Annotated in this window: 11 protein-coding genes; 9 read left to right on the forward strand and 2 right to left on the reverse strand. The window is 41.4% G+C overall.

What is annotated here, in order from left to right:
* The first annotated feature begins 285 nt into the window (after nucleotides 1-285).
* From DVG78_RS28955 to DVG78_RS29000, 9 genes are all read left to right on the forward strand, one after another.
* The gene (locus DVG78_RS28955) at nucleotides 286-888 is read left to right on the forward strand and encodes a recombinase family protein (RefSeq protein WP_114070542.1); all 603 of its coding nucleotides are present in this window, start codon (nucleotides 286-288) and stop codon (nucleotides 886-888) included.
* A gap of 338 nt (nucleotides 889-1226) precedes the next feature.
* Nucleotides 1227-4403, forward strand: a complete 3177-nt coding sequence (locus tag DVG78_RS28960; protein ID WP_114464508.1) for a histidine kinase dimerization/phosphoacceptor domain -containing protein — start codon at nucleotides 1227-1229, stop codon at nucleotides 4401-4403.
* Between the two features lie 5 nt (nucleotides 4404-4408).
* Complete coding sequence (locus DVG78_RS28965; protein WP_114464509.1) at nucleotides 4409-5149, forward strand: LytR/AlgR family response regulator transcription factor; 741 nt, start codon at nucleotides 4409-4411, stop codon at nucleotides 5147-5149.
* 454 nt (nucleotides 5150-5603) lie between these two features.
* A complete protein-coding gene (locus tag DVG78_RS28970; protein WP_199563314.1) occupies nucleotides 5604-5747 on the forward strand; it encodes a hypothetical protein in 144 nt (47 codons plus the stop codon).
* A gap of 384 nt (nucleotides 5748-6131) precedes the next feature.
* On the forward strand, nucleotides 6132-8228 hold the full coding sequence (locus DVG78_RS28975; RefSeq protein WP_114464510.1) for a PKD domain-containing protein: 2097 nt from the start codon (nucleotides 6132-6134) through the stop codon (nucleotides 8226-8228).
* 422 nt (nucleotides 8229-8650) lie between these two features.
* Complete coding sequence (locus DVG78_RS28985; RefSeq protein WP_114464512.1) at nucleotides 8651-10285, forward strand: ISL3 family transposase; 1635 nt, start codon at nucleotides 8651-8653, stop codon at nucleotides 10283-10285.
* Between the two features lie 196 nt (nucleotides 10286-10481).
* A complete protein-coding gene (locus DVG78_RS28990) occupies nucleotides 10482-10907 on the forward strand; it encodes a hypothetical protein (RefSeq protein WP_114464513.1) in 426 nt (141 codons plus the stop codon).
* An 18-nt stretch (nucleotides 10908-10925) separates the two neighbouring features.
* A complete protein-coding gene (locus DVG78_RS28995; RefSeq protein ID WP_229598348.1) occupies nucleotides 10926-11537 on the forward strand; it encodes an RNA polymerase sigma factor in 612 nt (203 codons plus the stop codon).
* Nucleotides 11483-12118 (forward strand): anti-sigma factor family protein, encoded by a 636-nt coding sequence (locus tag DVG78_RS29000; RefSeq protein ID WP_147277201.1) that lies wholly within the window; start codon nucleotides 11483-11485, stop codon nucleotides 12116-12118. Before DVG78_RS28995 ends, DVG78_RS29000 begins: the two co-directional genes overlap by 55 nt.
* On the opposite strand, the gene DVG78_RS29005 is transcribed toward DVG78_RS29000, so the two are convergent.
* Nucleotides 12119-14257: a hypothetical protein gene (locus DVG78_RS29005; RefSeq protein ID WP_114464515.1), complete on the reverse strand. Its 2139-nt coding sequence runs from the start codon at nucleotides 14255-14257 to the stop codon at nucleotides 12119-12121. It abuts the gene before it with no gap.
* A 2-nt stretch (nucleotides 14258-14259) separates the two neighbouring features.
* Nucleotides 14260-15348 (reverse strand): tetratricopeptide repeat protein, encoded by a 1089-nt coding sequence (locus DVG78_RS29010; protein ID WP_147277202.1) that lies wholly within the window; start codon nucleotides 15346-15348, stop codon nucleotides 14260-14262.
* Between the last annotated feature and the right edge of the window lies 1 nt (nucleotide 15349).

Genomic DNA, 15349 nt, shown 5'->3' on the forward strand with positions numbered 1-15349 from the left:
GGAAAAACTATTACGATCCTTCTAAACGGAAAGAGAAAAAATAGATTAAATTCGGACTAAGAAGAAAACGGTAAACATATTTCAGGATTAACTAAAAACGGTCAACTAATTTTAGGACAATACACACTGTATTGAGAGTACAAGAAAACGCGGGTTTAATCAAACTTTTTTACCTCTACGGATTAACTCCTGAAAATTGTCAATAATCAACCGTTTTCGTCAATAAAACTTGTATAGCAATCAAAGTATAATTAACTTTAAGAATCATTAATTAAACCTATACAAGTGCTGATCGGTTACGCCAGAGTCTCAACTAAAGACCAAAATTTAGAATTGCAGTGGGATGCCCTCACCAAAGCGGGTTGTGAAATGATCTTTCAGGAAAAAGCTTCCGGTATAAAAGCCGACCGTCCTGAATTGGAGAAGATGATGAGTCAACTTCGGAAAGGAGATGTGATTTGTATTTATAAGCTGGATCGGCTTGGAAGGTCTCTTAAAAATCTGTTGGAGCTGGTGGCTGAATTTGAGAAACGCGGAGTGGGACTGAGGAGCCTAACGGACTCGATTGATACCACCACGCCGCAGGGGCGATTGGTACTGAATATCTTTGCATCACTGGCCGAGTTTGAAAGAGACCTGATTCGGGAGCGAACCAAAGCTGGATTAGAAGCGGCCCGCGCCCGGGGCCGAAAGGGCGGACGACGCAGCGGGCTTTCGGCGGAGGCACAGAAAAAAGCGATGTTGGCGGAGATGTATTATAAAGAGGAAAAATTGGGCGTCGATGAAATTGCCAAAACCGTGGGTATTTCCAAAATGACGCTGTATAAATATCTGCGACTGCGGGGGGTAAAGATCAGCGCGTATCAGAAAGGGGAAGTAAGCAAATAAACGCAGTCAATCATCAGAGGCTTATTTTTGCTTAGTCTCCCTGACATTAAATAAGCGGCCAGAAGGACACAAAAAATCCCTGCTCGGCGATTTTCTTTCGAATTTTCGGAAACAGGGATCTTGAGACTTTTCTTCCTTATTATTTTCGTTCATTTTCATGTTTGAAAATCTTCTTGAAGAAGAAGTGAAACAAATATAAATGGTGTTTATGATTATTCCTAATTAAAATATAATTAAAACGAGTTAAAATATTCTTAAAACGTAGTGTTCTAATTTGAATAAGCATTTAAAGTGTATAAAATCTGTACTTTGATGGTCACTCCTAAAATTAATTTGCGATGACCCACAAGCATCTATATTATGGCATATTGATACTGGCAGTAGTACTAGTCAATTATCAGGTGCTGGGACAAAATGGATCCGTAACCAAAAACCCGGAGTATACCATCACAAAAAAATTACTTACAGTTGGTGATGGGTTGGCATCTCACGAAGTATTTTGTGGGGTCCAGGATAGTGCCGGCTTCTTATGGTTTGGTACCCGCAATGGGCTTAACCGCTACGATGGTAAAAATTGTTTGCTGTTTACCAGGCAACGAAATAATCTCCAGGAAAATAAAGTCGTACAACTGGCCAAAGATGATGCCAACAACCTGTTTATTGAATATGGTAGTACAGGATTTCAGCTTACCACCAACGGTAAAGTAGATGTGATGAATGCGGATACGAAGGAAGTAAAAACCCTCACCGCAGCATTTCCAAAACTACCTTTCAAGGAGCAGGATGTTTACTGGATATCGAATGATGGCACTGATGAAATAAATTTTTTGACAGCCAACCCTTTTCGGCTTTGGAAATATTCTACACAAAATGGCTTCAGATTACGATTTGAAATTAAAGATTGGGGGAAACCAAATTCTCTTCCCAATTTAGATTTCCGCAGCACCGGCCCCTTATGTTTTTTCGCCAAAGGGAAGGCACTACTGAAAATATTTAACCAGTCTACCCAATATTTAGTGTCGAAAGATACTGTAATTGCCTTTACTCAAATAGATGCCATAAGGTCGCTACCTACTGGCTTTAACCGGGAAGATGATCTGTTAATTACCTATAACACTTCTGCAGAACCGGATTCATATACAGTTGGAATGGTCTCACACTTGGGAAAAAGTGAGTTTCCCACCACTGTTAAAGGATTCAAAACAGATAGTTTAAAAGGGCATTACTGGTATCAGTCTGCTGCTTCGATGGATGGCTCATTCTGCATCTTTTATATTCCATCGGATGCCCTTTATCTGTGGAATGAAAATACCTTTTTGAAAGTAGTTTCTAATTCAGAAATAAAGGCTTTCGAAAACTTATCCATCTACCAATGCTTTCCTGACAATCTTGGAAACCTATGGCTTTGTACTTCTACTGGCGTAGTGCAATTGAGGGTAGAAAGGAACAGATTTGAACACTATTTTACCGCCAAACAACAATCCATACAAACCAATAGTCAAGCCAGGGGAATATACGCGAATGAAACAGGTAGGGTGTCGGCAAATATATGGACGTATACATTTGGCCAACAAAAGGGTAAAATGCAGTATGTAGCCGAAGCCAATGAAGAAATAAAATATGCACTCATACAGCATAATGGGACGATGTATTGTGGTGGTTATAACCTGTTTCGGTATGATGAGGTGAAAAATAGAATTTCGGCCTATCCCGATGGACAAGGTTCTGAGATTTGGTCTCTTTTTTCATTAAATGATAGCCTATTGTTGTTGGGTAGAACAAACGGATTCATGGTATTCAATTCCAATACCAGCCGATTTGATTCACTTCGGTATGTGTTTAAAAATACTCCCGAAGCAAAATTTGTGTACCGTTTTATAAAAAGTAATGACGGTATTCTTTGGGCTGTAGCAGAAAATGGGTTGTATCAATTAACCCTAAAAAATACAACTTGGACTGCCGCACGCTATCAATCCCCTCAAATAGAAGGGCTAAGTTTATTTGATGCCTATCTGGACACCAAAGGTTTTTTTTGGCTGGCTACCAATGGAGAGGGATTATTCCGATGGGATAGACATTCCAATTCATTGCGGCAATTCAATATTACTGCGGGTTTTCCTTCCGATGTATTGTACCGGATTGAACCAGATGGAGCCGAAAACCTGTGGATTAGTTCAGACTACGGACTTATCCGTTTCCGTCTGACGCCCTATTCAATAACTACCTATACTACCAAGGATGGTATTTCTAATAATGAATTTAACAGGACCTCTTCATTCAAAGCCAGGGATGGGAGATTATTTTTTGGTGGAATAGACGGAGTTAATGGCTTTTACCCAGCTGATTTTATTGCTGATACCAATTCACTTGATGTTCCTCTCCGTATTATCGCTTTTAACCAGTTTGTGAGTTCTCGAAACGAAATGGTTGATAAAACGACCGAATTATTGAAGACCAACAAAATCACCCTGAATCCAAATGATAAAATCTTTACACTCGAATTTCAACTGCTTGATTTTGAAGAGGACCAGGTGCATCGATACAGTTACAAAATCGAGGGATTGGATACCGATTGGACTTACACCGATGAAAGCTCAATTCGGATCAGTGGATTGCCTTATGGTAAATTAATTCTCCATATAAAAGCACAAAACCGCGAAGGGGTATGGAGCAAAAGTGAGTTACGTATACCACTGACTGTTTTGAGGCCTTTTTACTTCCAGTGGTGGTTTATATTGGTAGCAATCTTGCTATTTGGATTGGGGGTATACCTGTTAATTTCTTTTCGAATCAAACAAATTGCGGTGGACAAGAGAATACTTGAGCAAACTGTACATGAAAGGACGACCCAATTAAAGAAATCCCTGATTGAACAGTCCGCTTTGATTACTGAAAAAGACGTACTTATGAAAGAGATCCATCATAGGGTTAAGAATAATTTACAGGTAATTTCAGGGCTTTTGGAGTTGCAAAGCAAAGTGCTAACTGATGAAACAGCAAAGGATGCACTTCGAGAAGGCCGCAATCGGGTTAGAAGCATTGCCCTGATACACCAGAATCTATACCAGTTTGAAGACCTGAGTACTATTCAACTAAAACGATTTGTTCAGGATTTGTATCGGCAAATAGAAGGTGTTTTTCAAATGCAAAATCAGGTAGCCATCAATATCAATGTACCAGATATCAATTTGGACATAGATACTGCCGTTCCGCTAGGATTAATTATGAATGAATTATTGTCAAATTCCTTCAAGTATGCATTCAAAGAAGGAATTTCTGGCGAAATAACTCTTAGCGTTCATGCTATTTCAGAGGGAAAATACCGGTTGCATTATAGCGATACAGGCCCCGGTTTGCCAGCAGATTTTGATATAGCCCAAACTCAAACCCTTGGCATCCAATTGATCTATGATCTGAGCCGCCAAATTGGGGGTAGTGTCAACTACGAAAACAAAAACGGTGCATTTTTTACTATTAATTTCACCAACCGCGATGTCCGCAAAAACCTTGATTAAAACCTATGAAAGTGTTGAAAATAGGAATTGTAGAAGATGAACTTATAATAGCCCGGACGATTTTGAGCACCCTCGATGAGTTGGGTTACTCGCACTGCGGTCCGGCCATAAATTATACCGAGGCAATGGAAATGCTGGATCGGCATTCCCCTGACCTTTTATTACTCGACATACAGCTTTCTGGTAAAAAAGATGGCATAGATGTAGCTCAAAGGCTGAATGAATTGTACGGGATTCCGTTTATATTTCTAACTGCAAACAGCGATATCGATACCATTGACCGGGCCAAGAAAGTGAAGCCACATGCCTATATTGTGAAGCCCTTTACTAAGGAGGAACTCTTTGCCGCTATCGAAATCGCATTCAGTAACTTCACCAGCAATCACACGAATGTCAGGACTGAACAAGCCACTTCCTACCGTACAAAAGATTTTATGTTCGTAAAGGATGGCTATGTTTTTAGGAAAATATTTTTACATGATCTATTATTTCTCCAAAGCGATGCCAACTATGTTACCCTACATCTAAAATCGGAAAAGAAAGTGATGGTACGCGCAACTTTGAATGATTTTATAGAAAACCTTGACCCCAATGCATTCATTCGAATCCATCGAAGATATTCCGTTAACATCAGTCTGATTGAGGATATATTTCCTACGGAGGTAATGGTAGGAGGTGTAAAAGTTCCCATAGGAAAATCGCACAGGGAAAATCTCCTGAATGCTCTCGGAATTAAGGAATCCTGACAATCCACCATCCGATAAGGTACTCTGTTAGACCCCGGAAAATCCCAAATCGTCGGGATAGTTTCTACTATCTGTTTTTGGGAGAAAGCAAGTATTGATCATTTTTTTACTTCACCAACTCCCGGTCATTCATCCCTAAACTGCCATATTCGTCCCAATTTTTTTGAAAGTGCCGGCCAACAGTCCAGTTTTGTACAAAGGTATGGCACTCTTATTCATGGATAAAATCATCATTAACCGAACCATTTTCGGTATTCGCTGTACCGATTGCGGCGGGAATCTTGTGATTACCAAAAAGAGAATGCTTCTGTCTCATTGTATCAGACTGGTTTCTTTCGGGCTCATAAAGCCCGAACAATACGAGTGTGAGAATTGCAAAAAAAAGTATCTGTTAATCTAGCTGACTGGTATAGAGCCTCTTATCCACAATTGTGTAACCTAAAACTTCAACCTTATGGAACAACAACTTCAGGAAATCAGAGAACAACAAAAAGCCTCATGGAATAAATTTTCTCCGGGATGGGAAAAATGGGACAATGAATTTATGGACTTTTTAAGACCAATGGGCGACAAAATGATAAGCCTGCTTGATTCTTAGCGGACTATCGCTTAATAACAAGTGACTAAAATACTTACTACAGTGCATAAGTGATGTCCGAGGAGGCTGGGACTTAATATAATTTCCTGGTTCAGGTCAGGAATTGCTCAACATTTTATCAGTGCCTCTATGATCACTCTTTTAACCTATACCGCATTTTCTGTTTTACAATACCTGCCTGTTTTTAGGGATGATTTAAATCTTTTTCTGTATTCTATATCTCCACACACAACGCATCAATTAATTCTCTATTTCTGATTCTCAATCCTCAGATATCCTACCCCGTTTCCTGCCATGGCAGTATAGTTTTTCGCTGTACAAGTAAGAAAAGGTCAAAGCAGTCCCTGCAAATAAACATCACCCTTAACTAACCATTCAACACAAATGAAAAAAATGTTTACCTCAGAACCTAACAGAAACACTCGCCCCAAACTTCTGCTAAAAACAGGAATTAGCTTTCTTTGTTGTATAATAGGGTATTACCTATCCCTCACAAATCTGATAGCCCAGCCGACTAATCCGCCATCCCAGCCGGCTAAGCTGTGGGACAAAACCCTGGGAGGGAGTAATTCTGATCAGCTCTATTCTTTAAAGTCGACCTCAGACGGAGGCTACATCTTGGGAGGGTCCTCAAGCTCTGATGTCAGTGGAGACAAGAGCGAAAATTCCAGAGGAGGAAATGACTTCTGGGTAGTAAAGATTAATGCCAATGGCAGCAAGCAATGGGACAAAACCCTGGGAGGGAGTAGTGAAGATTTACTCACTTCCGTGCAGCAGACTTCTGACGGGGGGTATATTCTGGGCGGGTATTCGTCCTCTATCGCCGACGGAGAAAAGAGTGAGAATTCCAGGGGCGATATTGACTATTGGGTCGTCAAACTGAGCTCGGATGGCACTAAACAGTGGGATAAAACCTTCGGGGGAACCGAGATGGATTATTTAACTTCTTTACTTCAGACAGCGGACGGGGGCTATATCCTGGGGGGATACTCTGCCTCTGGCGCCAGCGGCAATAAAAGCGAAGCTTCCAGGGGAGGAATTGACTTCTGGGTCGTCAAACTGGATGGGAATGGCAACCAGCAGTGGAATAAATCATTTGGTGGGAGTGGTGATGATAACTTAACTTCGATACAGCTGGGTTTCCATGCAACCTATATTTTGGGAGGATACTCCAACTCCAATGCCGGGGCGGATAAGAGCGAGGATTCCAGAGGCGATATTGATTACTGGGTGGTCAATATAAATGGTGATGGCAGCTTGCTGTGGGATAGAACCTTGGGAGGGAATAAGGAAGATTTTTTAACTTCTTTGATTCGGACAACTGACGGAGGCTATTTGCTGGGAGGATTCTCCAACTCAGACCTCAGCGGCGAAAAGAACGAAAGCTCAAGAGGTGGGAGAGACTATTGGGTAGTCAAGATGGATGATAATGGTTTTCTTTGGGATAAGACCCTGGGCGGGGGTAATGATGATGTGTTAAATTCCCTGAATGAGACCACCGACGGGGGCTACATCCTGGGGGGAGATTCGCCCTCTAACGCCGGAGGGGACAAAAGTGAAAACCCAAAAGGCGGGAGAAATGACCAGTGGGTAGTCAAAATAAGCACGGGTGGCTCTAAACAATGGGATAAAACCATCGGCGGAAGTGGTAGTGATAATTTACGTTCCATTCGTCAGACCTCCGACGGGGGCTACATCCTGGGGGGGACCTCCGACTCAAATATCAGCGGAGATAAGAGCGAAGACTCAAAAGGAGGGAGAGACTATTGGGTAGTCAAACTAGATACTGATATCTGCACCGATCCCATAGCCTCTTTTACCGCTACTACGGCTTATCTGGGAAATCCCACCATCTTTACTGACGCTTCCACCAACGTGACTCAGAGTGCTACCTATGCCTGGGATGTGGACGGTGATCGTATTATAGATTATACTACCAAGGGAAATATCAGCCACACCTATCCCGCCGTAGGTACCTATACCGCCTTGCTCATAATCGAGCAGGGCAATTGTCTGGACAGGTACAGCTTAGAAATAAATGTCTTTGATCCACGATGTGGAAAAAACAACGATAAGTTTTTAGTTTGTCACAAAGGCAAGGAACTATGCGTAGCGGCTAATGTCTTGGCGCAACATCTGGCTCATGGCGATATCCTGGGTGGATGTATTTCAGATAATCCCAATGCACGGATCGGAGTTGAGCCCGAGGCACAGCCTGTCATGTTCCAACTGCAAATGCAGGCATCTCCCAACCCCACTCGGGGGCGGGTGCAGCTACTGGTAGAGACAGCCACCGAGGGCGAGGTGCATTTTGAGGTGGTAGACCTGATTGGCCGTCCGATCCAGCAAAAGGCTGCCTACCTGCTACCGGGTAGCCATGCGCTGGACTTCGATCTGCAGACCCAGCCCGTCGGCCTTTACCTGATCCGGGCCCATGATGCAGTTGGTCGGCAGGGCGTTGTACGGGTGAGTCGGCAATAGGGACTTGTGATACGTGCTTTAAACAGGAGGCTGTCTGAAAAAGGCAGCCTCCGGCGTTTAAGGAGTTTAATTTGAAAAATTGGACCTATATATTCAAACGGAAGATAAAAAACTTATACTATCTAACATCCTACTGCATCACCCTAACTAAAAAACTGCACCGCCGCGTAGAAAATGAGCCCGATACCAACCAGGGTCAGGGTATACATGAATCCGCCAAAATACAGGTCATTTATGTATAAAATATACTGTTCTGTAAAATGGCGTGAAAATGGTTCATCGTCACATTTGGTGAAAGTTGGGGTTTGGGTTGTAATTTTGAAGAATGGACTCTCCCTTTCTTTTGCCTTCTGTAAATTCCTATGAAAGTGGTTCATCGTCACATTTGGTGAAAGTCGGGGTGTAGGCTGTAATTTTGAAGAATGGACTCTCCCTTCCTTTTGCCTTCCAACCTCGACTTAGAACTACTTGATTACGAACTTTACCCCGACAGGATTGATTTGCAGGTGATAAGCACTGCTGCTTCTACCTGCTGTCCTGTTTGCGGGCATCTGAGCCACAAAATTCATAGTTGCTATCATCGAATCATCCATGATTTGCCCTCTGGTGGCCGAAGAGTTCAATTACACCTTCAGGTCAGGAAATATTTTTGTAAAAATACCAACTGCCAGCGCAAGATATTTACTGAAAGATTTGTCACCGGTTTAGCCAGTTATGCCCGTCGATTCGAGCGCTTAAATCACGTACTTACAGGTATAGGACTGGAATCAGGAGGGAATCCTTCTACCCGTCAAGCCCGGCATTTCTCCGTTAAGGTAAGTGCTTCTACTGTTCTAAGACTTATCAAAAAATGCATTATGCCTTCTATAACTGCACCAAAAATAATTGGCGTTGATGATTATGCCTTTAAAAAGGGGCGCAAGTATGGGACCGTTATCGTAGATTTGGAAACACATCGAGTGATTGATTTATTGCCTGATCGAGAAGTCAAGACCTTATCTACATGGCTTTTAGAGCATCCAAGCATTGAAATTGTCAGCCGGGATCGTTCAAATACGTACGCCGCTGCCATTACAGAAGCTTGCCCACAGGCAGAACAGATTGCCGACCGATGGCATATTCTGAAAAACCTCTCGGAAACTGTTGAGCGATTTTTAGATACTCAACGGGTAGAAATTAAAGAAACAGCGCTCAAATTAAGCCAACAGCAGCAGCAAAAGTCTGTTAATGAGGGGATTACTGCTGGCATGTCGGAAACTCCTCCTATAGAATCTCAACTGCAAAAACCTGTTTTTGTCAGAAAGTATCAGGATAACTTTGTGAAAGTCAAAGAATTACAATCGAAGGGATATAGTATTAGAAAGATAGCAACTACTCTAAAAATGTCTCGCAGGACGGTGGCAAAATATTGGAATCGGATAGAGTTTGTCCCTAAAGCTTCTCGTAAACGAAGTAATATTCTTGATTTTGAGGCGTATCTGCAACAGCGTTGGCAGCAAGGGCAGCAGTCGGCCAAAGCATTGTATGAAGAAATTAGCGATAAAGGATTCACCTATTCTCAAGCTACAGTCTATAACATGGTAAGAAAGTATCCCAAATCGGTCTTGGAACCACTGCCGACGTCGGTAAAAGCAGCCTACTATTCTTCCAAACAATTGAGTATTTGGTTAGGGATGTATCAGAATGATTGGGAAGATTATATGCCTATTGAATTTTTAAGGAAACTTTTGGATGAAAACCCGCTCATTAAAGCCGTCAGAGAAATTGCTTTAGAATTCAGGCAACTCATGAAGGCAAAGCAAGGGGATCAGCTTCAGGATTGGTGTAATAAAGCGCTTGAATCAGGAGTGGAATCGCTGAAAGGATTTGTCAGGGGAATTAGGCAAGATTTTAAAGCCATTTTCCAAGCTTTCACCTCCGAATGGAGCAATGGTCAGGTTGAAGGGCAGGTGAACCGGCTCAAAAATATCAAGCGTCAAATGTATGGAAGGGCGAGTTTTGAGCTGCTCCGCAAAAGAGTCATTCTGATGGGAAACCCCAACTTTCACCAAATGTGACGATGAACCTCTTTCATAGGAATTTACATAGTTGATTATTCCGATGAAATTGAATAAAGCCCTGCGATTTAAATTCTTACTGGAATACTCATTTTGGCGCCAATTCAAATATCCAAATCTTTTTTAAAATTATTGACTTACCTTTTTCTGTATGTTTTGATTAAAGAGGGAAATTAATCTAAAACAAACTATTCCGATGAACAAAATCCTTCTTCCGCTCCTTCTGACAATTTTGGTGTCAATTACATCGTTCGCCCAGTCGTTGTATAATCCTTACAGCACCCAACGCACAATTCGCTCTTCGAGTAGTATTAACAACCCTTATGGTACCAATCCCAACGTCAAATATCAGGAAGGATACCAAAGGAGCAACGGTACTTATGTACAAGGTCATTACAAAACCGAGTCTAACGCAACTAACATAGATAATTTTTCTACTCAAGGTAATACCAATCCCTATACGCTCCAATCGGGTACACGAGCTCAAGATTACTCGTCAGAGGCACTCAATTACGGTCAAGGTCAAACCATCCAGACAGGGTCACGCGGTGGACAGTATTATATAAACGAAAACGGCAGGAAAACGTACGTACCCAAACGATCGAGTAACAACCCTTTTTGATTAAAACAAACTTTACGTATGTTTGGCGGCACAAATGTTCTTCAATCCATGCCCACCAAATATTCTACAAATTTTACACAATTTGAACTCTACGAAGCCTTGGTGTCGCGAAAAGAATGGGCTTATGACTATCTGTATTGCGAGCTCTTTAGCACTTTTAGGCATTGGGTCGGACGTAATAATGGCTCTGAAATGGACGCCGAAGATGCATTTCAGAAAGGTTTGCTCAATTTCTTATTAAACCTCGAAACAGGTAAATATCAGTTCCAAGTAAGTACTAAAATTACAACAGTTGTATTTGATTATTGTAAAAAAATTTGGCTCAATGAATTAGCTTCGAGCCGTTTGACAACTCGCGCAACTACCCTCACTCTATATGACCCCGCAAATGACACCGATTTACAAAAGGACCTCGAACTCGGAGAGTTAATTGCCCAAGTACGTGCGGCATTGCACCAGCTTAAAGGCGACTGCCGCCAATTAATTGAGTGGTTTTACATAGATGATATTTCGTTGCGCGAGATTGCCGAAAAGTTGGGCATCAAAGAATCCTCGACCAAGCAAAAACGCTACGATTGCACCGAGAAACTCAAAAAAATTTACCTGCAACTGACACAAATAAAGAAATGAATGTCGCTCAATTCGAACGTATAGAAGCATACCTTCAAAATCGGCTTTCAGAAGCAGACAGGCGTAGCTTTGAAGCTGCCCTACAAATAGATACTTCGTTGCAATTAGAAGTTGAAACTCAGCAAAAACTTCGCTTAGGGCTTCGAGCGCTGGCTATTGAGAAACAACTTCTCAACGCAAAAAAACGTACACAAACCGAGCAATTGCCACAAACAAAAACTGTATTTAGGGGCAAAATACAGTGGAAAACTTGGAGCGCTGCAGCTTCTATTATAGTAGCATTAGGAGTCACCTGGTGGGGATGGAATTATAATACACGCCAAAATAAGCATCAATTTATGGCACTCGCGGAGCAAGAGATGACCGACGTTCAATACAAGTCTTTGCCTTTTGAATCTCTACAAAACCTTTCTAAATCTGCCCCTACACGCAGTACCCGCCAGAAAGCGGAGTGGTATGTAGCATTGGTTTATCTAAAGAAAGGGCAAATAAGCAAAGCCCAAACCCAGCTTAAACGCATTGCCAATAATCCGCAGCATTTATATTGTCAACAAGCTAAAAAGATTTTAAGAACCAATTGATTACTTCATCTTTAATATCCAATAATCGCGACTACCACGGCTGCTTTCTGATTTTTCCCCAGAGGTGTTGGAATCAGAATATCCCCCTAAAATAAACCCTCCCTCAAAGGTTGGTATAATCTTTGGTCTATTATCATCACCCATACCTCCAAAAGTTTTATCCCATTGTTTTTCAAAATTTGAATTTATCTTTAAAATCCAAAAATCTTTACTGCCACGACTATTTTCTGATTTTTCGCCAAAGGAATTAGACGTTGAACTTCCCGAAAGTAAAAAACCACCCTCAGAAGTAGCTATAATAGAGCACATTTCATCTATACCCGCACCACCAAATGTTTTGTCCACTGATTTTTGTCCATTAGCATTGATTTTTACAAGCCAATAATCAGCCCCCCCCCTATTCGGCTCTGATTTATCACCAGAGTTGTTTGAAGGTGAAGTCCCTCCTAATAAAAATCCATTGTCGGTAGTAGGTAATATTACTTCTAAAATATCATCTTGCCCTCCCCCAAATGTTCTATCCCATTGTTTTTGACCATTGCCACTAAGTTTAACTATCCAATAATCCCAACCTCCCCGACTATTTTCTGATTTATCTCCCGACACATTAGAAGTAGACCATCCTCCAAGCAAAATGCCCCCATCTGAAACAATAGCTAGTGTTGTCATCGACTGGGAACCTGTACCCCCAAATGTTCTATCCCATTGTTTTTGACCAGTGGCACTAATTTTTACTGCCCAATAATCCGAAATCCCTCTATTGTTTTCTGATTTCAGGCCTGAACTATTTGAACTTGAACTTCCTCCCAAGACAAATCCTCCATCTGGGGCAAGGCCAAGCCCTGTCAAAATATCATCTGCTCCACCCCCAAGTGTTTTGTCCCATTGTTTTTGACCATTAGCATCAATTTTAACTAACCAGTAGTCAAAACTCCCGTAACTATTTTCTGATTTTTCTCTGGAGGCATCCGAATTTGAATACCCGCCCAACAAAAATCCACCATCTGAAGTCGCAACAATGCTCGTCATCACATCGACACCTATTCCACCATAGGTTTTATCCCATTGCTTTGTGCCGTTAGAATTTATTTTTACAACCCAGAAATCCTCATTTCCTCTCCCATTTTCAGATTTATCACCCGATACATTCGATTTTGAAAATCCCCCAATCAAATAACCGCCACCAGAAGCAGGTACTATCCCAGCATACGGCTCATCACGGTCGTTTCCTCCAAATGTTCTATCCCAAATTTCTGTCACTACTTGAACTTGTACATTTGAATTCAAACTGAAGGTTATTTTCTCATTACAAACTGTCTCTACATCTGCCGTTATTGTATAATTGCCAGTCGTGGTAAAAGTATAAATAAATGGACTAATTCCCGTAAGTTGTTCTTGCGCCAAGGTATTACTCCCGTTTAACACCTTCCAAGTCACGATTCTGATGTCAGACGGTGCGGTTGTAGCTAATGAGTAGGTGTATATGTTATTAGTGTTGCTATTGTTTACTATTTTAGTTGGCACTGCGCATAACTTTACGGTCACATCTTTGCTCAATATTTTTCGTTCGTTACAAATAGTTGTAATCTCTGCAGTAACAATATAGTCACCTCCAGTAGGAACTGTATGTATAAAAGGTTCTGCGATACTTAATGATTTTTCAACTAGTAAATTATTCCCAGCTCTTAATTTCCATATTATTACTTTTACATCGGCGGGAGTATCTGTAACAAGCGTAAATAGCAAATTTTTAAAATCAAGTGCATTGGCCGTGATGTTGATATCAGTAGGCAGTGTACAGGTCTTTATTGTGGCATTAATCGTAAGCGTCACTTTCTCTCCACATACCGTTGTCATCTCGGCAGTAATAATATTGTTCCCATCTGCTCCAAAGGTATAGCCAAAAGTAGCAGTAGTACTGGTTCCCAGTGTAGTTGTACCTTGTTTCCAAGTAACGGGAAAAGATAGGTCAGTAGTTGTACCAGTCAGAACAAAGGTATATTGCCTGGGATTGGCCGCATTAGGAGTGGCGGTTATCGCGGTTGGCTTTTGGCAGTTTTTAAGCGTTTTGAGCGTGGGGTCTGCCCATTTGCAGCCCGTCAAAATTAGCAAGAACAAATAAAATAGTGCCTTTTGCATGCTTAAAAACGATATTGTAAGGCCAGCCCTACATTTTTAGTGGTAGGATGAAAATGGAAGCCCGTTTGTTTTTTAGGTTTAGGCAAAGCAAAAAGGATAATTTCTGCAACAACTGCTGCACCTGCCACTCCCAGACAAGCATTCATAGTTGTTTTATTGCTTTGAAAACTTTTGACGTCCTTATAAGAAGTTTCCCATTGATTAAACGCAGATTGATTCAAAATTACGTTGTCGCCGTCAGGATCGGTCGTTTGAGAAATACTGCTTAGGTTATTGAGTTTGGTTTGGTATTGGCTGTTGAGCAGGTACGCATAACCACCAGCACCTAAACCTATTACTGCTGTCAAAATTTTTGGAACAATACGTCGCTTGGGGGTAGGCGTTGGCTTCAAAGTTATTGCAGGCGCAGTTGCTTTCTTGTTCTCTTCTTTTTTAGGTTCAGCAACCACCTCTTGCTTCTTTTGTATTGGTTTTGAAGTAGTTACAGAAGATTTAATTGGAGCAGGGAGTTCTTCTTTAGCCTTATCTTGTACGACTTGAACAGGTGGTTCTGGTTTTTGTTGCACTTTAATAAAATCATCACAATTTTGAATCTGTACCCGAATTAAATCGGGTTTAACAGCATATTGTAAGGCTTCTTGGTAGCGTTTTTTAGCTTCAATATAGTTTTTTTGGGCGTATAATTTAGTGGCTTCGTCAGACCAATAATCAGTCAATGTGACTTTTGTAACTGGGTCGTTGGGGTTTTCGTCCAGAATTTGTTTCAACAAAACAACAGCTTCTTCACCTTTTCCATCGTTGAGCAATTTAGTAGCATCATCTCGTAATTTTGTCAGTTTAGTTACTAATGCAATTCGCCCTTTGGCGTAAGGGTCATTGTCAAAATTGGGCACTTCAAGGCAGTTACGGTACTGTTTGAGCGCATTGGAGTAATCCCCCTGAACAAAAAAATCATCCCCGCGTTTTTTATAACGGTCGTACTCTTCGTCCATAGCTACTATGCCAGTTGTAAAGTAGGAAACAGGCGGATTAGCGAAGCATGAACGCTCGCACAACACAAAAATGAAGGTAAGTAAAAGTAAATTTTGCATA

Source organism: Runella aurantiaca, assembly GCF_003339505.1.
Lineage (GTDB): Bacteria > Bacteroidota > Bacteroidia > Cytophagales > Spirosomataceae > Runella > Runella aurantiaca.